The following is a 20,121-nucleotide window of genomic DNA, read 5'->3' on the forward strand; positions in this document are numbered from 1 at the left end:
GAAGCGCCAACGCGATCCAGGGGGTCATTAGTAATGGCGTCGGGCGCCGACCGCGCGGCCCATCGCCCCCAACAGCAGTAACACTAGCCCGATGACCAGGACCACGATCCCGATCGTCCAGAGGATGGGGATACTGAATATGAATCCAACGATAAGAAGGATGACCCCGAGAACGATCACTACGCCCATCCCGACCACGGGAAGAACGAAGCCACGACGAGCAACCCGATGGCCGGCACATTCCAGTGGCCACCCAGGACCAGGGATATACACCTCTGTTTATCGAAGTCGCAGCTCGACAGTGTCACGGCGTTGCGCAAGCCGGCAGGGGAAATCAGAAGAGGGCGCACCGACTATTGCGCAACCCCGTGGATCCACGCCATGAACGAAGAGGACGACCAAGGACCAACCGAGGAGCGCCACACGCCGGACGGGGCTGAGCAGGGCCATGGTGACCTGGTCGGGCAACCCCACACCATCGACGAAGGCGGACCGATCGTCACCGCGGAAGCGGCGGCGGCGCAGGCCAGCACGACGCAGAACCCGCTGGGCAAGCACGGGCGGCGATTCGATCCGCGATCGCCGTTCATGGTCGGCATGGCAGGCGCGGCCGGAGTCGCGGTGACCTACGGCGCGATCCAAGCAGTGATCGCCGCCAGTCAGGTGCTGGTCTTGATCACCATCGCGCTGTTCCTGGCAATAGGTCTGGAACCTGTCGTGTCGTGGCTGGTGCGGCCGTGGTTTCCGCGATGGGCCGCCGTGACCGCGGTATTCGTGGTCGCGATCGGCTTGCTGGCCGGGTTCCTCGCGGCCGCGATACCTCCGCTGGTCACCCAAGGCAGCGCGCTGGTGCACAACGCTCCGGACTACCTCGACCATCTTGCGCACCGGTATCCCCTCATCGATGTGCTCAACACTCGTTTCCATCTCCGGGACCGAGTCCGGCAGGGGGTCGGGGCCGATTCCTCGAAGCTGGCCGGTGGTGTGCTGGGCGCGGGCCGGCTCGTGTTCAGCATCGTCAGCGGCACGGTGATCGTCGCTGTGCTGACCGGCTACTTCATGGCCAATTTCGCACAGGTTCGTGCCTCGATCTACCGGCTGTTTCCGCGTTCACGCCGACCGCGGGCGATACTGATCGGCGACGAGATCTTCGTGAAGGTCGGCGGCTACATCCTCGGGAATGTGGTCATTTCGGTGATAACCGCGGTGTTGACCTTCATCTGGCTGCTGATCTTCGACGTGCCCTACCCGCTGTTGCTGGCCGTCCTGGTCGCCGTCCTGGACCTGATCCCGGTGGTGGGTTCCACCATCGCCGGGATCATCGTGGCCGTGGTCGCACTCACCGTATCGGTGCCCGTCACAGTGGCCACCGTCGTCTTCTTCATCGTCCTGCGGTTGTTCGAGGACTACATACTCGTGCCCAGAATCATCGGCAGAACGGTCCGGGTGCCGGCGATTGTGACAGTGGTGTCGGTTCTGCTCGGCGGGGCGTTGCTCGGGATCGTCGGTGCCCTGCTCGCCATCCCGGTCGCCGCCGCGGTGCTGCTGATCATCAGCGAGACGGTGTTGCCGTCTCTGGACGAGCGCTAGGTTCCGCTGAACGAGGCGTGCGGGCCTTGCCGGTACGAGAGAACATAATCGAACGTTGGCGATGGACCTCGGCAATCGGCCGGGCCGCGTTCCGTCTGCTTCCATTCACGGTGACCGACAACGAAATCCGGGATGTGGTGATCGAAAGCCTCACCCGGTAGGCCGAACTGTCGGACGGCGAGGATGACCGCAACACCGCCGGGGAGGTCCGATCGGTGCTGCGACGGCTCGTCGGTTGAGATGAGGCGGCCCTGATTGTCATCGCGGATGGTGCGGGAGGACGTCGGCGGGGTGGCCGGTGTCGTCGAGGGCGTTGGTCAGGCCCTGTGGGAGCGGGGTGCCGTAGGGGGACGGGTCGCCCGGATCGGTCGGGGTTCGCAGGGTTGCGGCGATGTCGGTGAGGGTTGCGGCTAGGCGGGGGGCGTTGTGGCGGTGGATGTTCGGGTGGGGGGCGCCGTGGAAATCGTGCGGCATCCAGATGTCGTGGAAGGTCTCGGCGGTGACCGTGGCGTCGGGTCGGGCGAGATCGATGTCCAGCAACAGGATGTCGTCCTCGGTGTGCGGAATTGCGTTCTCGTCCAACCATGTTCCCGGGCCGGTGAGGACCAGGTCGCAGATCGTGGCAGCCGGATCCAGGTCGGAGGGACGAGCCTCGAGCAATGCCTCGGCGGTGGCGGGATCGTCCAAGCGGTGGTCCAGGGTGATCGTGGTCAGTACCCTGGGAACGATCCTGCCTGCCACACACCATTGGCAACGCAGCCGGTCGGGCCGCAGCAGTCCGTGCCGGGCGGTGATGTCGGCGAGCCGGGCGGCCACCTCGAACTGCGCCGCGGGACCGTCGGCAACCTCGGTGGGCCACCACGTCCAGGTGAGGCTGAAATGCGGGGCGCGCAACAGCGTCCGATCAGACATCGCTCACCTCACCCGCCAGGGAATACCGATCCGTCTCCGGGAATGGTACGGGTGGCGCCATCGGAAAATCGAAGGTAGTAGGTGAGACCACCGCGCTGAGCCGACTGCGCCAGACTCTGCGCGGTCGCATCGCTCAGTTGCGAGGCCGGGAAGGGCACGTCGAGGATGCCGACCTTGTGATCGGCGGGTGCGTTGACCAGTTGCCGCACAACGCTGTTCGAGGCGTTGCGCGGATTTCCGGTCTCCTTGAGCTGATAGCCGTACAGCAGGTGACCATCGGAGCCCTTCACCCCCACATCGATGTCGTAGACCCCGTCGACCTTCCGCTCGAAGACCAGATTTCGCTGACCGCGGCGATACAGCTCGTCACCGAAACGCAACTGCTGCGCCGCGGCGCTGCGCCCGGTGGCACTGGATTGGGCCAGCGCCGAGACCTGGTCGGCATAGCCCTCCATATCCTTCAGATGCTCCGAGCCAATGATCTCGGCGACCTCCGCACCCGCGGGCGTGCGATCACCGGCCCGCAGATTCGCCAGAATCTTGGCCCGGTCGCCCTGCTTGACCGACAGGCGATCCAGCGCCGCGGACACCGCCTCCTCCTGCTCGGACCGCATCCCGCCGGTGCCGGGCGCCCGTGAGGAGATCCGGTTGTACTCCCGGGTCCACTGCTGCTGCGGAATCGGACTGCCCGAATCGGTATGGCGTTGCGCGGCGTCGGCGGCGTCCTCGGGCTCGTCGGGATTCAGCGCCGGAACCTTCTGACCATTGCCGGTGACCTGCTTGCGCACCGCGTCGACCTGGGCGTTCCCCATCGCCCGAACGTGGCAGACGACCCTGGCCTCGATCGGGAAGGTCTCCCCCTCGTACGACGCCACCGGCGGGACGTAGGTCGCGGTGCAGGTCAACGTCTTCGAACCATTGGCGGGCATGACGGCCTCGCCCTGACACTCCGGCCCGAGATTCATCGCGACCTCGGCCGACATCGTGACCTGATAGGTGAAATCGACCGATTCGATGGTGATTCCGGGACCGGCCGTGACGGTGTTGGACACATCGAATTCCACGGTGCAGACGCCGTCGCACGGAGTCTGCAGGAAGTGTCCGGTGACGGTGCCGTTCAACTGAACTCGCGAATCGATGGCATCGGACAGGGTGTTCACCTGATCCGGCATCGCGTCGTAGAGATCCTCGGTCCTGTCGCCGTCCGCCGAACTGGTGTTCAGGTCCATCTGCGGCAACTGCGGCTCGCCCGGTGCACTCGCGCCCGCGTCGACCACGATCCGGTCGATATCGGGCACCGGGTCGCCGGACTCATTCGCAGACGGCTCGTCGGAACTCGGCACTCCGGAGGGAGCAGGACCGCGATGCGCCGGGGTGTACCGCGCGGGTACCACGGCCGACGATGATGACGAAAGCCTCAGGGACACAGGACCGGACGTCTGCGAGGGCGGTATCGCGACCGACGACGTGGCCCTCGACCGCACCTCGGGATACTGCGTCCGAGCCAATGTTGTTGCGACCGACTGCGTCCCCGGAGAGGGCTGCCGCGCGGGCGCCGACAGCGTCCCCGGCGACGACATTGCGGGCACCGACACCCCTGAAGGCGACACTGCAGGCGACGGCGCCCCCGGCGACATTGCGATCGTCGCTGCCACAGCCGACTGCGTCCCCGGGAACGACATGCCCACAGGTCGCGTCCCGGGCGACGGTGTCGCAGGCGGCGGCGCGACCGACGACGCCGCGGGCGGTTGCGGCGCGGGCGACGGTGTTGCAGGCGGTTGCGGCGCGGGCGTCGGTGTCGCGGGCGCGGGCAACACCGGAGTGGGGGTTGTGGGTGCCGGTGGCGGCGGTGACGCAGCCGACGTCGCAGTGCCCTGTGGTGCGGACGAAGTAGTCGGGGACGGCGTGGACCTCTGCGCGGTGTGCCGAACCGGATCGCTCAGGTAAACAGTGACATTCCCACTGGTCACCGGTGTCGAACGATGGCCGGCGATAGTCACCGGCGTGCCGATGCGCAGCGGTTTGTCATGTGCCGCAGCGGGATCCAGGGCGACGGCGAGATTGATCGGCGCCAGGACCGTGGCCGGGTCGGCGGTGAACAGGCTGGGCGGAATCAGCACCTTGTGTCCGGCGTAGTTCGCGGCGGTGTCGGCCGGGACGCCGAACGCGGTCCAGGCATCCGCCGCGCCCTCGAGGAAGGACTTCCCGCCCGTGGCGAAGTAGTTCAGCGACGCGCCCGAGGAGGTGCCGACCGTCCCGGTCGCCTCGCCGACGTTGGTCACCATCAGATCCACCTGCAACCACTGCGACGACGAACTCACGCCCCCGAGCATCCTGCCGGTGAAATGCACAGCAGGAGTGCGGGTCAGCCGCAACTGCGCCGTCGCCAGGTTCTCCCGCGCGACCTGCTGCCGCTGGGCGGTGGTGTCGGAGACCTGCCCGATCCGCACCACCGTGAACACCACCAGCCCGACGATCAGCAGGACGGACAGCACCGAGAGAACGATCGGCAAACCCCGGGAACGACGTTGCGGCCCGGGAGAATTCGACGGCGGAAATCCCGGCGCGTTCGACGGCTGCGGAACACCGAACGAATGACCCGGCGGCACCGGATATCCCGGCCTCGAAGCGTCGGTCACGGCCCCTCCTCGCGAGTCGGTCACCCCTCGCGCCGACCAGGACAATCGTACGACGGGGCACCGACAGGTACCAGGAAGTTTCGGTGCTGCAACGGGATCGAGCGACACGTCGACAGCGGATCGAAACTCCCGGCGCAGCCACCGAGAACTCCCGGCGACCGCGGCAACCGGCGGCCGTGCACTCGCCGACCGCGGCAGGGTCTTCGAGCCGCCGTCAGCCCGAAGACAACGACCCGTAGCCTCCGCCGCGGTCGAAGGGCTACCGGCAATGCGCAGTTCCGAGATTCCGGACCGGAAGGCCGATCGCTACGCGCTACAGTCCGTGCGCGCGTTCACCACCGGCCGCCGCGGCGACCTGAGCCTCCATCGCCGCGGAGAACGGCGATTCGTAGGCGGCCACGGCCTGCGCAGTCTCCTCGAGGATCAGGTCGGCGTTGATCTGCGCACCCGCCGTGGCTCCGGCCGCGGCGGCCGCGCCGACCTGTGCGAAGGGGTCGGTGACGTTGCCCGCCAACCAGACTCCCTCGACCTCGGCGCGCCCGACGGGATCGGACGGGATGTGATCGCCTGCGCCGCTGGGATGTTCGACCGGGTGCAGGTCGATTCCGGCGAGGAAGCCGGCGCGGGCGGCCAGCCGGGAGGCGACGGCCACGGCCGATCGCGGAACCAGCGTGCCGTCGGCCAGGCGCACACCGGTGATGTGCTTGTCGGTCACCTCCACCGCGGTCACCGTGCCCTCCACCACGCGGATACCGCGCGCGGCGAGCTGCACCGCCTGCTCGGTGGACAACGCGGGCGCGGTGTGCGCGAAGTAGACCACGTCATCGCTGAGCTGCCGGAACAGCTGCGCCTGGTGGATCGACATGGGCCCGGTGCCGAGCACCCCGATGGCCTGATCGCGGACCTCCCAGCCGTGGCAGTACGGGCAGTGCACCACATCGCGGCCCCACTGCTCCCACAGTCCCGGAATATCGGGCAGTTCGTCGACCACACCGGTCGTGACCAGCAGCCGCCGCGCCCGCACCGACCTGCCGTCGCCCAGACTCACCACGAATCCGTCCGCGTCCCGCCCGAGCGCGGTGACCTCACCGGTCACCACGATCCCGCCGTATCCGGCGACCTCCGCGCGACCGCGGGCCAGCAACTCACCGGGCGGGGTGCCCTCGCGGGCCAGCAGCCCGTGCACCCCGTCGGCGGACGCGTTGCGCGGTGCGCCGGAATCGATCACCGCCACCGATCGCCGCGACCGGCCGAGCATCAGCGCCCCGTTCAGCCCGGCCGCACCGCCACCCACCACGACCACGTCGTATCCGTCCTGCAATTGCTCGGTCACCATGACCACCTCCTCGACACACCACACTCCGGACGGCATCCAATTCCGGCAAGTAGTTTTGCTGAATCAGCAAAATGCGGCCGGACATCACCCCGCGCACATTGCCGGACGCGCACACCCCGTACCGATATGCCACCGTGGTGCGCGACCCGGTGAGCGCGCCGGGCGTGACCGGCGGGAGGCAGCGTGGTTCGCAGAGGCCGATGGGCCGGTCTACTCGGCAGCCTCGTCGCGACGATATGCCTGCTGCCTCTGCCGTCCGCGGCGGCAGCACCCGCCGCAGCGGGCCCGCCGATGGGCTGGAACTCCTGGAACTCCGGAATCGCGTTGTCGGAGAAGAATATCGAGACGACGATCGATGCGATGGTCGCCTCCGGCATGCGCGACGCCGGATACCGCTACGTCGATCTGGATGCGGGCTGGGCCGCCCTCGATCGCGACGCACAGGGCGATCTGCAAGCCGATCCGGAGAAGTTCCCGCACGGGATGGCAGCCCTGGCCCGCTACGCGCACCAGCGCGGCATGCTGCTGGGCCTGTATTCCAGCCCGTACAACGAGACCTGCGGGCAGAGCCTGCAGAATGCGAGCGCCGGGCACGAGGTGCAGGACGCGCGGACCTTCGCGGCCTGGGGCGTGGACTACCTCAAATACGACTGGTGCCGCGCGAGCAGCGACCTGAGCGATCAGGTGCGCAAGTTCACCGCCATGCGAGATGCGTTGCGCGCCAGCGGACGTCACATCGTCTACAGCATCAACCCGAACAGCTCGGATCGGGACACCGCTGCCGACTACGACTGGTCGCGCATCTCCGATGTCACCCGCAACGCGCACGATCTGTTCCCGTTCTGGCGCAACGCATTACCGCCGATCTCGATCAACCAGTTCGCCTCGCAGCAGTTCCTCGGCGTGGTCGATCAGGTGCGCGCCGCCGCGCCGCTGGCCGGGCGCAGCCATCCGGGGCACTGGAACGATCCGGACATGCTCGTGGTGGGCACCCAGCTCGCGGAATTCCTCGGCACCCATGTGGGCACGCTGCCCGGCACTCTGCTGAAGGTGTTTCCGCTGACCCAGGATCAGCAGCGGGCCGGGCGCACGGCGGTCGAACAACTCTCCGGAATGGTCACCCTGAGCCCGGAACAGATTGCCGCCCTGCGTAATCCGCAATACAGCCTGACCCCGGCCGAACAGCGCGCGCACTTCACGCTGTGGGCGATGCTGGCCGCGCCGCTGATCGCGGGCAACGATGTGCGCACCATGTCCGCGCAGACCCGGGCCGTGCTGACCGATCGCGACGTCATCGCGGTCGATCAGGATCCCGGGTCGGTACAGGGCGCGTTCCTGCCGACCGACGATCGGGTCATGACCAAAAGCCTGTCCGACGGGTCGACGGCCGTGGTGCTGCTCAACCGCGCCGATACCGCCGCCGACGTCGCCACCAGCGCCCACGCCGCGGGCCTGGCCCCGGCATCCTGTTACACCGTGCGAGACCTGTGGTCGCACGCCACGGCCACCACGACCGGCGCACTCACCGCGAAGACCTTGGCGCCGCACGACGCCGCACTGCTGCGGGTGACCCCGCACTGCGACTGAGCAGCGGGTCCTCGCTTTCGCCGCGGTGGCGCGTGGGAGACTCTTGCGCGTACCGATTCCGACTCACCGGAGGTGGCAGCACCGATGAAGAGCACCCGGATCGTCCTGGCCTCGCGCCCGGTCGGCATGCCCGAACCCGAGAATTTCCGGACCGAGACCGTCGAGCTGCCCGAACCCGATACGGGGCAGGCGCTGCTCGAGACGCTCTACCTCTCGCTCGACCCGTACATGCGCGGGCGGATGAGCGATGCGCCGTCCTACGCGCCCCCGGTGCAGCTCGGGCAGACCATGGTCGGCGCGACGGTCTCGCGCGTCCTCGAATCCCGTGATCCCGCACTGCGATCCGGTGACATCGCGCTGGGTTACGGCGGCTGGCAGACCCATTCGGTGGAGCAGGTGCGCTATCTGCGCCGCCTCGACCCGGCCGCCGCGCCGGTGAGCACGGCGCTGGGCGTACTCGGAATGCCGGGATTCACCGCGTATTCCGGTCTGCTCACCATCGGCCGGCCGCAGCCCGGTGAGACGGTGGTCGTCGCGGCGGCCACCGGGCCGGTCGGATCCGCGGTCGGGCAGATCGCGCAGATCCATGGCGCTCGGGCGGTCGGCATCGCGGGTGGTCCGCAGAAGGTCGCGCTGCTGCGGGAACGTTTCGGTTTCGACGCCGCACTCGACCATCGCGCACCGGATTTCGCCGAACAGCTCGCCGCCGCGGTGCCGGACGGTATCGACGTCTACTTCGAGAACGTCGGCGGCGCGGTCTTCGACGCGGTGTTCCCGCGGCTCAACTCCTTCGCGCGAATTCCGTTGTGCGGCTTGATCGCCGACTACAACGCCACCGGCCTGCCCGAGGGGCCGGACCGGCTGCCGATGCTCATGTCGGCGGTGCTGCGCAAGAGCCTGACCATCCGCGGCTTCATCCAGACCGAATTCGCCGGTGAGCAGATGCCCGCCTTCCTCGAGCAGATGTCGCAGTGGATCGCGCGGGACCGGGTGCACTACCTGGAGGACATGGTCGAAGGCTTCGACGGGACCATCGAGGCGTTCCGCGGACTGCTGGTCGGCAAGAACCTCGGCAAACTCGTTGTGCACGTAGCGGACTGAGCGGTCTGTGCTGCGGGCCGCGCGCCGATCGACGGCCGCGGCCCGTCGCGGCGGGGCCACGAAGTGACTTACCACCGGATGTGAAACATGCGCCCCGCGACGGCGATACCAGTCATGTGAGCACCATGTCATTACCCCTCGCGCCTACCGAGCGGCGTGCTGCGGTGCGACGGCTCGTCGCCATCTTCGGCTCGGTGAACGATCTGATCGATCTCCTCGACACAGATCCGCTCGACCCCGCCCTGGCCCGCGCCCGCGCCACCCGCGACATGATCGGCGAACTCGTCGTCGATCTGGCCGGAACCGCCATCCGCACCTCGGCCTGATTCGTCGCGGGCTCTCGTCTCGCACCCGCGGCGTCAACCGAGCCGGAACACCCTGGCCGTGCACGCCGTGCTGCACAGCGGAGTACACAGGCGGTTCCGCCACGACTTTCAGGCAATTCACAAAATTCGGCGCCGAACGATTGGACCTGGCATATAGGTATGCCTTACCTTTGGCAGTGTGAACTGGGCTGAGGCTGTACCGAACTTGCTGATCTGCCTTCGGGAAGGTCTCGAGGCCGGTCTCGTCGTAACGATCCTACTGGCGGCTGTGCGCAAGGCAGCGACCGCGGAACGTCCCGTCTCCACCGCACCGATCTGGCTCGGCCTGCTCGGCGCTATCTCGGTGGCGGGCAGTTTCGCAGCGGTGCTGACCTATTCGACCAGCGTGCTGTCCAGTTCGGCCCAGCAGGCGGTCGGCGGCATCCTCAGCGTGCTGGCCGTGATCATGGTGACCGCGATGATCTTCTGGATGCGGCGCACGGCGGCGACGCTGTCCAAACAGTTGCGCGGCGAGGTCGTGCGCGCCGCGGCCCTGGGCGCGGGCGCACTGGCGCTGACCGCATTCCTGGCGGTCGGCCGGGAGGGGCTGGAGACCACGCTGTTCGTCTGGACCGCGGTCAAGGCCTCCGGCGCCACGGTGGCCCCCCTGATCGGTGCAGCACTGGGCCTGCTCATCGCCGTCGCACTGTGCTGGCTGCTGTATCGGCAGAGCGTGCGGTTCAACCTCGGGGTGTTCTTCAACCGGACCGCGGTGCTGCTGATCGTCATCGCGGCCGGTGTGCTCGCGTACGGTCTGGGCGATCTGCAGGACGCGGGGTGGCTGCCCGGCGTGAACTGGATCGCCTTCGATATCAGCGCGCACGCGGACCCGAACTCGTGGTGGGTCGCGATCGTCTCCGGCATCACCGAACTCACGCCCAAGATGCGGGTGCTGCAGGTTGTCGCATGGGTGGGGTACCTGGCCGTGGTGATCCCGCTGTTCGTGCGGGCGGGCCGTCCGGCCGAGGCGCCTGCCGCCGCAACGACAGCGGCAGCCACCGCGCCCGGCACCGAAACCGCCGAGACCGCAACCGCATCCGCGACCGCTCCGGCCACGCAGGACGCCGAGCCCACGCCGGACTGGTGGGAGCGCGTCGCCGGGCCACGCCTGCCGCTCGTCGCCACCGCACTGGTCGTGGTCCCCGTCGTGGCCGCGGGCATCGCGATCGCACTGCTGCCCTCCAGCAGCAACGGTTCGGTCCAGGCCGTGTCGATCAGCGACAGCTCCTGCGCACCCGAGTGGAAGTCCGGCAAGTCCGGCACGCAGACCTTCGCGATCCAGAACAAGACGAGCAAGGCGGGCGAGATCAACCTGCTCGACGCGGGCGGCGCGATCGTCGGCGAGATCGAGACCATCGGCCCGGCCACCACCGCGGACATGACCGCGACGCTGGGCAACGGCAGTTACACCATCACCTGCCTGATGTCCGGCAAGCCCAAGACCACCTCACCGACGGTGCAGGTCAGCGGCGCGTCCGGGGATGCCCCGCCCGCGGTCAAACCGGTCACCGCGGATGATCTGACCCCCGCCAACAACGCCTACCAGGCAGCCGCCGACCAGGCGCTGAGCCGGCTCGCCGGCGCGGTCACCGCGATCGGCAACGACGTGCAGGCCGACAACATCCCTGCCGCGCAAGCGGATTGGCTCAACGCGCAGATGGAATGGGAACGTGTCGGCGCGTCCTACAACAGCTTCGGCGAAGCGGGCACGGCCGTGGACGGGCTGCCCGACGGCCTGCCCGGCGGCACCTCCGACGAGGGTTTCACCGGCCTGCACCGCATCGAATACGGCCTCTGGCACGGTCAGGGCCCCGATCAGCTGATGCCGGTGATCGATCGGCTCGGCGGCGACATCGCGAACATCCAGAAGAATCTGGGCAGCGACGATCTGGCGGGCGATCCGACCAACCTGCCGATCCGCGCGCACGAGATCCTCGAGGACGCCCTGCGCGATCACCTGTTCGGCAACGACGACGAGGGCTCCGGATCGGCCTACCCGCTGACCGACGCCGATATCGACATCACCCGCACGGTGCTCGACGAACTCGGTCCCCTGCTGGATGCCCGATCCCCCGGCCTGCGCACGGAATTGTCCGCCCACCTGGACACCCTGCACGCGGCGCTGCTGGCCACTCAGGACAACGGCAAGTGGCGCGCGCCCGCGCAGACGCCGCAGGCCCAGCAGCAGGCCGTGCGAGCCGCGCTCGGCGCGGCCCTGGAAGACCTCGCCCGGGTGCCACGGTTGCTCGAAGTTCCACTCGCGCACTGAGCTTCGGCCCCACACTCCACCCCCGACACAGTAAGTAGGACCTCACGATGGATGTCAGTCGCCGCCGATTCTTCTCGGGCGCCGTCGCGGGTGCGGCCGGAACCGCGTTGACCGCCGGAGTACTCGCCGAGGGCGCCCGCGTGGACGCGGCCGCGGCCGGTACCGGACAGAGCACGATGGCGTCGTCGTACCCGTTCCACGGCACCCATCAGGCCGGGATCCTGACCCCGGGGCCCTCGGGCAAGCAGAATGCGGCCTGCTTCGCCGCGTTCGACGTCACCACCGCGAACCGAGCCGAGCTGGTCGATCTGTTCAAGACGCTCACCGGCCGCGCGCGCTTCCTGACCGCCGGTGGCGCGGCGCCGGATCTCGGTGTGGGAGAACCGCCTTCGGACAGTGCGGTGCTGGGTGGGGATATCCCCGCCGACGGCCTGACCGTCACCACCGGCGTCGGCGCGAGCCTGTTCGACGACCGGTTCGGACTGGCGAAACTCAAGCCCGCCAAGCTGACCCCGATGCGCACCTTCCCCAACGACGCCCCCGATCCGGCGTGGATGCACGGCGATCTGCTGGTGCAGCTGTGTGCGAACCATCCCGATACGGTGCACCACACGATTCGCGACATCACCCGCCAGACCCGTGGTGCGCTCCAGTTGCGCTGGAAGATCGAGGGTTACAACTCCCCGCCGCGTCCGTCGGGCACCGGCCGAAATCTGCTGGGCTTCAAGGACGGCACCGCCAACCCGACCGGCTCGGAAGCCGAATCGCTGATCTGGACCGACGGCGCGGACGAGCCCGCCTGGACCCGCGGCGGCACCTATCACGTGGTGCGCCTGATCCGCATGCTGGTGGAGTTCTGGGACCGCGTCTCGATCACCGAGCAGGAGAACATGTTCGGCCGCCGCCGCGATTCGGGTGCGCCGCTGGACGGCAACCAGGAATTCGACACCCCGAACTACGCGGCGGACCCCAAGGGATCGGTCATCCCGATGGATTCGCATATCCGCCTTGCCAATCCGCGCACCCCCGACACCGCGCGACAGCAGTTGGTCCGCCGGTCCTACAACTACGACCTGGGCGTGGACCCGAACGGCAACCTCGCCACGGGCCACATCTTCTCCTGCTACCAGCAGGATGTGAAGCGTCAGTTCGAGGCCATCCAGACCCGTCTGATCGACGAACCGCTCACCGACTACGTCCAGCCCTTCGGCGGCGGATACTTCTTCGCCCTGCCCGGCGTCGCGGACAAGGACGACTGGTACGGCCGCGGGATGCTCGCCTGACCGAACATCCACCGGATCCCCGACCGGCGGTCAGTCCAACCCCAGATCGAGCTGATTCCAATCGATGCCGCGGGCCCATCGTCCTGGACCATCCGCACGATCCAGTAGGACGGAATGCCGAGACGGGCGTACTCGGCGCGCTTCCCGACCAGATCGGCCGTCACCGTATTCGGCGATACGACCTCGACCACCAGTAGGTGTCCGCAGCGGTCGGTTTGGTTTTCCATCGGGGTTGCGGCACCGATGTTCGCACCGCCCTGCGGTGTGGTCGGATCGCGGAGGCGATTGACCGGCGTGTCGCAGGTTTCGTATGGTTGTCTCAGCGGCGATTCGAGGAATCCGGTGTAACTCCGGAACGGTCGCGCCACTGTGAGCATCCGAACGGATGTGAGTCAGACCCCGTGCGCCGCTGGTTCCATCATCGATGGGGACGCGAGATCCCCCGAAGGCAAGGAGTTGCCGTGGCCACGTCGTACGTGCCGCGCACCGATACCGGTGCGATTCCTCTTTCCATTCCCACCACCGCGCTGTGGCTCGTCGGCACGACGGTGCTCGCGCTGCTCGCCTACTACTTCATCGGCGTGGACCAGGGCGCTGTGTCGATCTTCGGCAGCGATATGCACGTGCACGAATTCGTGCACGACGCCCGGCACTTCCTCGGGTTCCCCTGCCACTAGGCGCGGGAATCGAGTAGCACAATGGAAAAGCGAATCATCGGCCGAGGTGCGCTGGTCGGCGCACTCGGCGGATTACTGGCGTTCCTGTTCGCGCGCCTGCTGGCCGAACCCGTCATCGAGCGGGCGATCGACTACGAGAGCGGCCGGGACGAGGCCCAGCAGGCGCTGGACAAGGCCGCGGGACTCCCGCTGCCCGCGGACGGTCCGGACCTGTTCAGCCGGTCGGTGCAGTCCAGCGTCGGTGTCGGATTCGGCATGATCGTGTTCGGTATCGCGATGGGCGCGCTGTTCGCGGTCGTGTACTGCCTGTGCGTGGGCCGGGTCGGGCGGATCACGCCGCGGAATCTGGCGCTGCTGGTGGCCGGGGGAATGTTCCTGGTCCTGTACGCGGTGCCGTTCCTGAAGTATCCGGCGAATCCACCGTCGATCGGGCATCCCGAGTCGATCGAGGAACGCACCGCGCTGTACCTGCTGATGGTGGTGATCAGCGCGGTCGTGCTGGTGGCCGCGATCTGGCTGGGCCGCAAACTCCAGGCGCGCCTGGGCAATTGGAATTCGGCGCTGGTCTCCGCACTGGCTTTCGTCGTGGTCGTGGCCGTGGCCATCGTCCTGCTGCCCTCGCTGGGACATCTGTCGGTGAATCACGCCTACGGTGACTACGCCACCGAGACGCCACAACCGCTGAAGGATGCCGCCGGACATATCGTCTTCCCCGGATTCCCGGCCGACGATCTGTATCTGTTCCGGCTGTATTCCTTTGCGGCACAACTACTGTTGTGGACCGTGATCGGCGTCGGATTCGCCTCGCTGGCTCCGCGTCTGTTCGGCCGGGACACCGGGACCGCGAACTCGGACGCCACGACCGCCGCGCCGATCGTATGAATTCACCCACGCGGCTGACCCTGGTGACGCACGCGATCACCGACGCCGTACGGACAGCGCGCTTCCCGCTCGACGAACCGCTCGACGTCCGGGCGGTCGAGCGGGACGGCGAACTGCCCGAACCTCTCCGGGCCGATCTGGTGCTGATCGGCCCGGAGGTGCGGACCGCGCAGACCGCTGCCCTGTTCGGATTGGACGGCGTCACCGAACCCGCTCTGGCAGACCTGAATTCCGGTTCCTGGGCGGGCGCGAGCATGGACGCGATTCCCGGCGCCCAGCTGATGGGCTGGCTGACCGATCCCGAATTCCGTTCGCACGGCGGCGAATCCGTCACCGACCTGCTGGCGCGCACCAAGACGTGGCTGTCCGAGGTGGCGACGCGGCAGAGCCGGGTGGTGGCGTTCACCCATCCCGGTGTCGTACGGGCCTGCATTCTGCTCGCCCTCGACGCACCGCCGATCTCCTTCTGGCGCTTGGACATTCCGCCATCGAGCGCGACCACACTGCATTTCCGCGGGGGTTCGTGGACCGTGCGCGGCACCGCCCGGCCACTCTGAGGCGATCGCGTCGCGCGACCGGGATGCACGTCCACGGCACGGCGTCGTATGCTGGACGGTGCAGCTGGTTCGCCGCGGTGTAGCTGAGGAGCCCCGAACTCACCCTCCGGCGTCGAAGCCCGGTCGCCGACGGTCTCGTACCCCGGCTCCGGGTGAGAGGGAACCCGGTGAGAATCCGGGACTGTCCCGCAGCGGTGAACGGGAACGACTGCCGTCAGAGGCACTGGGTACGAGACCTGGGAAGCGACGGCCGCTAGGACCAGCCCGGCAGCACTGCCTGCCGTGGTCGATTCACACGAATCGGCGCCCGTGAGTCCGAAGACCTGCCGTCTGTGCCGGATACGCCGTATCCGGCGGTCGTCGCCCCGTGGACAGGGTGTGCGCCGAGTGGAACCAGGCACGGTGATCATGCTGTGAGGGCTCCGTCAGCGCACGTTCGATGGGTGGCGACCGTCCACTGTCGACCAGGAGCACAACCGTGCCTGATACGAACACCACATTCACCGCGACGGTGCTGGGCGCACCGCGCATCGGCCCGAACCGGGAACTCAAACGGGCCGTCGAAGCCTATTGGGGCGGGCGCATCGACGCCGCCGAACTGCATCGCGTCGCCGCCGACCTGCGCACCGCGCAGCTGACCTCGATGCACGCGGCCGGATTGGATTCGGTGCCGGTGGGCACCTTCTCCTACTACGACCACGTCCTGGACACCGCGGTGCTGCTGGGTGCGCTGCCCGAACGCGTGCAGGGCATCGAGGACGAGTTGGACCGGTATTTCGCCGCGGCCCGCGGCACCGATACCGTCGCGCCGCTGGAAATGACCAAGTGGTTCGACACCAACTATCACTATCTGGTGCCGGAAATCGCTGCGGGGACACAGTTCTCGCTGCATCCGGACAAGCCGCTGGCCGAATTGCGCGAGGCGCAGGCGCTGGGGATCCCGGCTCGTCCGGTGGTGGTCGGCCCGATCACCTTCCTGAAGCTGGCCAAGGCGATCGACGGCGCCGATCTGCTGGATCGGCTGGAGAATCTGCTTCCGCTCTACGAGCAGTTGCTCACCCTGTTCGCCGAGGCGCGCGCGGACTGGGTGCAGATGGACGAGCCGTCGCTGGTCACCGACCTCAGCGCGGCCGAACTGGCCGCCATCGACACGGTGTACCGCCGTCTCGCCACGTCGTCCTCGCGACCGAAGATCCTGGTCGCCACCTATTTCGGCCGTCTCGGCGAGGCGCTGGAACCGTTGGCGCGCACCGGCGTGGACGCCGTCGCGGTGGATCTGGTGGCCGGTGGGACGGCCGATCTGCCGGTCGCCCGCACGCTGACCGAGACGTTGATCGTGGCCGGTGTGGTCGACGGGCACAACGTGTGGCGAACCGATCCGGATGCGGCCTTGGCCGCGCTCGCCGAGCTGTCCGACGGCGGCGCATCGGTGGCGGTATCCAGCTCCTGCTCGCTGCTGCACGTGCCGTATTCGCTCGAGGCGGAGACCGACCTGGAGCCGCGCCTGGCCTCGTGGCTGGCATTCGGCGCGGAGAAGGTCGCGGAGATCGTCACCCTGGCCACGGCCGTCCAGCAGGGGCCTGCCGCGGTGGCCGACCGGCTCGAGATCGCGCGCACGGCGCTGCGGGACCGCCGCGCGGATCCGCGTCTGCGCGTGGAGCCGATTCGCACCCGGCTGACCGCGCTCGAGGCCGCCGACACCCGACGGGCTCCGGCCGATCAGCGACGCGAACTCCAGCAGGCACGCCTGGGCCTGCCGCAGCTGCCGACCACCACCATCGGCTCGTATCCGCAGACCGGCCGGATCCGGCTGGCGCGCGCCGCGTTGCGCCGCGGTGAGATCGACGGCGCCGAATACGACGCCCGGATGCGTGCGGAGATCGCCGAAGTCGTTGCGCTGCAAGAGGACATCGGCCTGGACGTGTTGGTGCACGGCGAGCCGGAACGCAACGACATGGTGCAGTATTTCGCCGAGCAGCTGGACGGATTCGCCGCGACGAGCAACGGTTGGGTGCAGTCCTACGGCACCCGCTGCGTACGGCCGCCGATCATCTACGGCGACGTCGCCCGGCCCGCCGCGATGACCGTCGAGTGGATCTCGTACGCGCAGTCCTTGACCGGCAAACCGGTCAAGGGCATGCTGACCGGCCCGGTGACCATCCTGGCCTGGTCGTTCGTGCGCGACGATCAGCCGGAGTCCGACACCGCGCGGCAGATCGCGCTGGCCATCCGGGACGAGACGATCGATCTGGAAGCCGCGGGCACCGCGATCATCCAGGTGGACGAGCCCGCCCTGCGCGAGTTGCTCCCGCTGCGCCGGGCCGATCAGCCCGACTACCTCGCGTGGGCGGTGGCCGCGTTCCGCCTGGCAACCTCCGGGGTGGCCGATACGACCCAGGTGCACACCCACCTGTGCTATTCGGAATTCGGCGAAATCATCGGCGCCATAGCCGAACTCGACGCCGACGTGACCTCCGTCGAGGCGGCGCGCTCGCACATGGAAGTACTCGACGATCTCAACGCCGCAGGCTTCGACCTCGGTGTGGGCCCGGGTGTGTACGACATCCACTCCCCCCGCGTCCCCGCCGCGGAGGAGATCACCGAGTCCCTGAGTCGGGCACTGAAAGCGGTTCCCGCCCAACGTCTCTGGGTCAATCCGGACTGCGGCCTGAAAACCCGGGGCACCGACGAGGTCGTCGCCTCACTCCGCAACATGGTCACCGCCGCCACGGCGCTACGCCAAGCATGACCCACCCCGCCGGTCGGCGTCCCTCGACGCCGAACGGCGGGATCGGCCCCGGGGCGAGCTGATTCCGATGTCACGGTCGGGATCTACTGCACACCGCCGCCACGTGGCCACGCCGGTGCCGAATCATGTTGCGGCACCGGCGATCGAGGGCTCGTCAGTCCATGTGTTCGATCTGGCGGATCTTGTTCATGGCATCCAGCGCGGCGACCTTGTAGCACTCGGCCAGGGTCGGATAGTTGAACACCGCGTCGACCAGATAGTCGACGGTGCCGCCGCAGCCCATCACGGCCTGGCCGATGTGAACGAGTTCGGTTGCGCCGGTGCCGAACACGTGGACGCCGAGCAGTTCACGGGTCTCGCTGCAGACCAGGAGTTTCAGCACGCCGTAGGAGTCGCCGATGATCTGGCCGCGAGCCAGTTCGCGGTAACGGGAGATGCCCACCTCGTACGGTTTGCGTGCGGCGGTCAGCTCGTCCTCGGTCCGGCCGATGAAACTGATCTCCGGAATGGTGTAGATGCCGATCGGCTGCAACGAGGACAGCGCCTGCACCGGTTCGCCGCAGGCGTGATGGGCGGCCAGGCGGCCCTGCTCCATCGACGTCGCGGCCAGCGCCGGGAAACCGATGACGTCGCCGACCGCGTAGATGTTCGGCACCTCGGTGCGGAAGTACTCGTCCACCGAGACACGTCCGCGCTTGTCCGCGCTCAGACCGGCCTTCTCCAGGCGCAGCGTCTCGGTCATGCCCTGCCGTCCGGCCGAGTACATCACCACCTCGGCGGGAATTCGCTTGCCGCTCTCCATGACTGCGATCGCACCGCGCGGATGCCGCTCGACCGCGGCGACCGTCTCCCGGAATCGGAAGGTCACCGCCAGATCGCGCAGGTGGTACTTGAGCGCCTCGACCACCTCGATATCGCAGAAGTCCAGCATCCGCTCGCGCGACTCCACCACGGTCACCTTGCAGCCCAGCGCGGCGAACATGGACGCGTACTCGATGCCGATGACACCCGCACCGACCACGATCATCGACTGCGGCACCCGCTCGAGCTGCAGGATTCCGTCCGAATCGATGATGGTCTTCCCGTCGAAGTCCACCGTTTCCGGCCGCGCGGGCTGGGTTCCGGTGGCGATGACGATGTTCTCGGCGGTCACCCGGGTCTCCCGGCCGGTGCCGTCCATCACCTCGATCGTGTGCTCGTCCAGGAACGACCCCATCCCGGGCAGCACCGTGACGTGGTTGCGGGACAACTGATTCCGGATCACATCGACCTCACGGCCGATCACGTGCTGCGCCCGGGAGAGCAGATCGGTGACGGTGATGTCCTCCTTCACCCGATAACTCTGCCCGTACATCTCGCGCTGGCTCAGGCCGGTCAGATACAGCACCGCCTCGCGCAAGGTCTTGGACGGGATCGTGCCGGTGTTGATGCACACCCCGCCGATCATGTCCCGCCGTTCCACCACGGCGGCTCGTTTACCCAGTTTCGCGGTCGCGATCGCCGCCTTCTGACCGCCGGGACCTGATCCGAGAACCAGAACGTCGTAGTCGTACATGCGGCCAGTGTGACAGCGAAAGGTGAAATCCACAGGTGCAACAGCGGGTCCGGATCGATCGGGCCCGGCGCTACGCCCCGGAACCGCTCTCCACCGGGACCGCTCCCGACCGCAACACCTCGAGCAGTTCGATCGGCAGATATCCCTGTTCGGCCAGTCGGGCCAGAACTCCGCCGCTGGCCAGGATTTCCAGAATCAGCGGCGGCAGCGGGGTGGTGCGGCCGGTCGTGGTCGTGGTGTCGTTGCGGTACTCGCCGGTGGCGATGTCGACGGTGACCTCCTCGCCGTCGCGGAAGACGGTCCGCGCGCCGGGCACGGTCAACGCCGGCAGACCGGCGTTGACGGCGTTGCGGAAGAACAGTGAGTTGAAATCCTCGGCCAGCAGGGCGGCGACGCCGAGCGTGCGGAACAGGGTGGCGACCGGGCGCGAGGATCCTACGCCGAAATTCCTTCCCGCGACGACGATGTCACCGGGCCGGACCTGATCGGTCCACCCCGGCCGGAGTTGGTGGAACACGTGCCGGGCGGCTTCGGGGACATCCATCTTCATGGCGAACGCGGGATACATCGCGTCGGTGTCGATCGAGTCGCCGAAGACCCAGACCCGGCCCGAGATGAC

Annotated in this window: 17 protein-coding genes and 1 riboswitch; of the genes, 10 read left to right on the forward strand and 7 right to left on the reverse strand. The window is 68.0% G+C overall.

Going from position 1 to position 20,121, the window contains the following annotated elements; translation table 11 throughout:
• Positions 1–27: 27 nt before the first annotated feature.
• Entirely contained in the window at positions 28–180 is a 153-nt protein-coding gene (locus ON40_RS54735) for a DUF6131 family protein (RefSeq protein ID WP_085997777.1), read from the reverse strand.
• Positions 181–381: 201 nt separating this feature from the next.
• Between ON40_RS54735 and ON40_RS23110 the strand changes: the two genes are divergently transcribed.
• Positions 382–1,590 carry an AI-2E family transporter gene (locus ON40_RS23110; RefSeq protein ID WP_083895859.1) on the forward strand — a complete coding sequence of 403 codons (1,209 nt, stop codon included), beginning with the start codon at positions 382–384 and terminating at the stop codon, positions 1,588–1,590.
• 258 nt (positions 1,591–1,848) lie between these two features.
• Here the strand turns inward: ON40_RS23110 and ON40_RS23115 are convergent, their stop codons facing one another.
• The 3 genes from ON40_RS23115 to ON40_RS23125 form a co-directional block, all read right to left on the reverse strand.
• Positions 1,849–2,502 carry a hypothetical protein gene (locus ON40_RS23115; RefSeq protein ID WP_040826088.1) on the reverse strand — a complete coding sequence of 218 codons (654 nt, stop codon included), beginning with the start codon at positions 2,500–2,502 and terminating at the stop codon, positions 1,849–1,851.
• 8 nt (positions 2,503–2,510) lie between these two features.
• Positions 2,511–5,141, reverse strand: coding sequence for a hypothetical protein (locus ON40_RS23120; RefSeq protein ID WP_157186387.1), 2,631 nt, complete (start codon positions 5,139–5,141; stop codon positions 2,511–2,513).
• A 313-nt stretch (positions 5,142–5,454) separates the two neighbouring features.
• Entirely contained in the window at positions 5,455–6,477 is a 1,023-nt protein-coding gene (locus tag ON40_RS23125) for an NAD(P)/FAD-dependent oxidoreductase (RefSeq protein ID WP_245567953.1), read from the reverse strand.
• A gap of 183 nt (positions 6,478–6,660) precedes the next feature.
• On the opposite strand from ON40_RS23125, the gene ON40_RS23130 reads away from it, so the two are divergent.
• The 5 genes from ON40_RS23130 (at position 6,661) to efeB (ending at position 13,082) form a co-directional block, all read left to right on the forward strand.
• A complete protein-coding gene (locus tag ON40_RS23130) occupies positions 6,661–8,064 on the forward strand; it encodes a glycoside hydrolase family 27 protein (RefSeq protein WP_040826090.1) in 1,404 nt (467 codons plus the stop codon).
• A gap of 84 nt (positions 8,065–8,148) precedes the next feature.
• Positions 8,149–9,165 (forward strand): NADPH-dependent curcumin/dihydrocurcumin reductase, encoded by a 1,017-nt coding sequence (gene curA, locus ON40_RS23135; RefSeq protein ID WP_040826091.1) that lies wholly within the window; start codon positions 8,149–8,151, stop codon positions 9,163–9,165.
• 125 nt (positions 9,166–9,290) lie between these two features.
• On the forward strand, positions 9,291–9,491 hold the full coding sequence (locus ON40_RS52025; RefSeq protein WP_157186388.1) for a hypothetical protein: 201 nt from the start codon (positions 9,291–9,293) through the stop codon (positions 9,489–9,491).
• 178 nt (positions 9,492–9,669) lie between these two features.
• Complete coding sequence (gene efeU / locus ON40_RS23140) at positions 9,670–11,799, forward strand: iron uptake transporter permease EfeU (protein WP_040826092.1); 2,130 nt, start codon at positions 9,670–9,672, stop codon at positions 11,797–11,799.
• A gap of 47 nt (positions 11,800–11,846) precedes the next feature.
• Positions 11,847–13,082, forward strand: a complete 1,236-nt coding sequence (gene efeB, locus ON40_RS23145) for an iron uptake transporter deferrochelatase/peroxidase subunit (protein ID WP_040826093.1) — start codon at positions 11,847–11,849, stop codon at positions 13,080–13,082.
• On the opposite strand, the gene ON40_RS50075 is transcribed toward efeB, so the two are convergent.
• Positions 12,992–13,459 (reverse strand): Uma2 family endonuclease, encoded by a 468-nt coding sequence (locus ON40_RS50075; protein WP_444543723.1) that lies wholly within the window; start codon positions 13,457–13,459, stop codon positions 12,992–12,994. The two genes, efeB and ON40_RS50075, sit on opposite strands and share 91 nt — an antisense overlap.
• A gap of 99 nt (positions 13,460–13,558) precedes the next feature.
• On the opposite strand from ON40_RS50075, the gene ON40_RS23150 reads away from it, so the two are divergent.
• From ON40_RS23150 to metE, 4 genes are all read left to right on the forward strand, one after another.
• Complete coding sequence (locus tag ON40_RS23150) at positions 13,559–13,759, forward strand: CbtB domain-containing protein (RefSeq protein WP_040826177.1); 201 nt, start codon at positions 13,559–13,561, stop codon at positions 13,757–13,759.
• A 21-nt stretch (positions 13,760–13,780) separates the two neighbouring features.
• Positions 13,781–14,641, forward strand: coding sequence for a CbtA family protein (locus ON40_RS23155; RefSeq protein WP_040826094.1), 861 nt, complete (start codon positions 13,781–13,783; stop codon positions 14,639–14,641).
• Positions 14,638–15,198: a histidine phosphatase family protein gene (locus ON40_RS23160; protein WP_040826095.1), complete on the forward strand. Its 561-nt coding sequence runs from the start codon at positions 14,638–14,640 to the stop codon at positions 15,196–15,198. Before ON40_RS23155 ends, ON40_RS23160 begins: the two co-directional genes overlap by 4 nt.
• 113 nt (positions 15,199–15,311) lie before the next feature.
• A riboswitch (cobalamin riboswitch) is annotated at positions 15,312–15,543 on the forward strand.
• A gap of 94 nt (positions 15,544–15,637) precedes the next feature.
• Positions 15,638–17,947, forward strand: a complete 2,310-nt coding sequence (gene metE, locus ON40_RS23165; protein ID WP_051193450.1) for a 5-methyltetrahydropteroyltriglutamate--homocysteine S-methyltransferase — start codon at positions 15,638–15,640, stop codon at positions 17,945–17,947.
• A 154-nt stretch (positions 17,948–18,101) separates the two neighbouring features.
• Here metE and sthA read toward each other — a convergent pair whose 3' ends face one another.
• Together sthA and ON40_RS23175 are read right to left on the reverse strand one after the other, a co-directional pair.
• On the reverse strand, positions 18,102–19,502 hold the full coding sequence (sthA, locus tag ON40_RS23170) for a Si-specific NAD(P)(+) transhydrogenase (protein WP_040826097.1): 1,401 nt from the start codon (positions 19,500–19,502) through the stop codon (positions 18,102–18,104).
• Between the two features lie 70 nt (positions 19,503–19,572).
• Complete coding sequence (locus ON40_RS23175) at positions 19,573–20,118, reverse strand: LeuD/DmdB family oxidoreductase small subunit (RefSeq protein WP_174435064.1); 546 nt, start codon at positions 20,116–20,118, stop codon at positions 19,573–19,575.
• Positions 20,119–20,121: the final 3 nt, after the last annotated feature.

It is taken from the genome of Nocardia jiangxiensis NBRC 101359, from assembly GCF_000308615.1.
GTDB lineage: Bacteria > Actinomycetota > Actinomycetes > Mycobacteriales > Mycobacteriaceae > Nocardia > Nocardia jiangxiensis.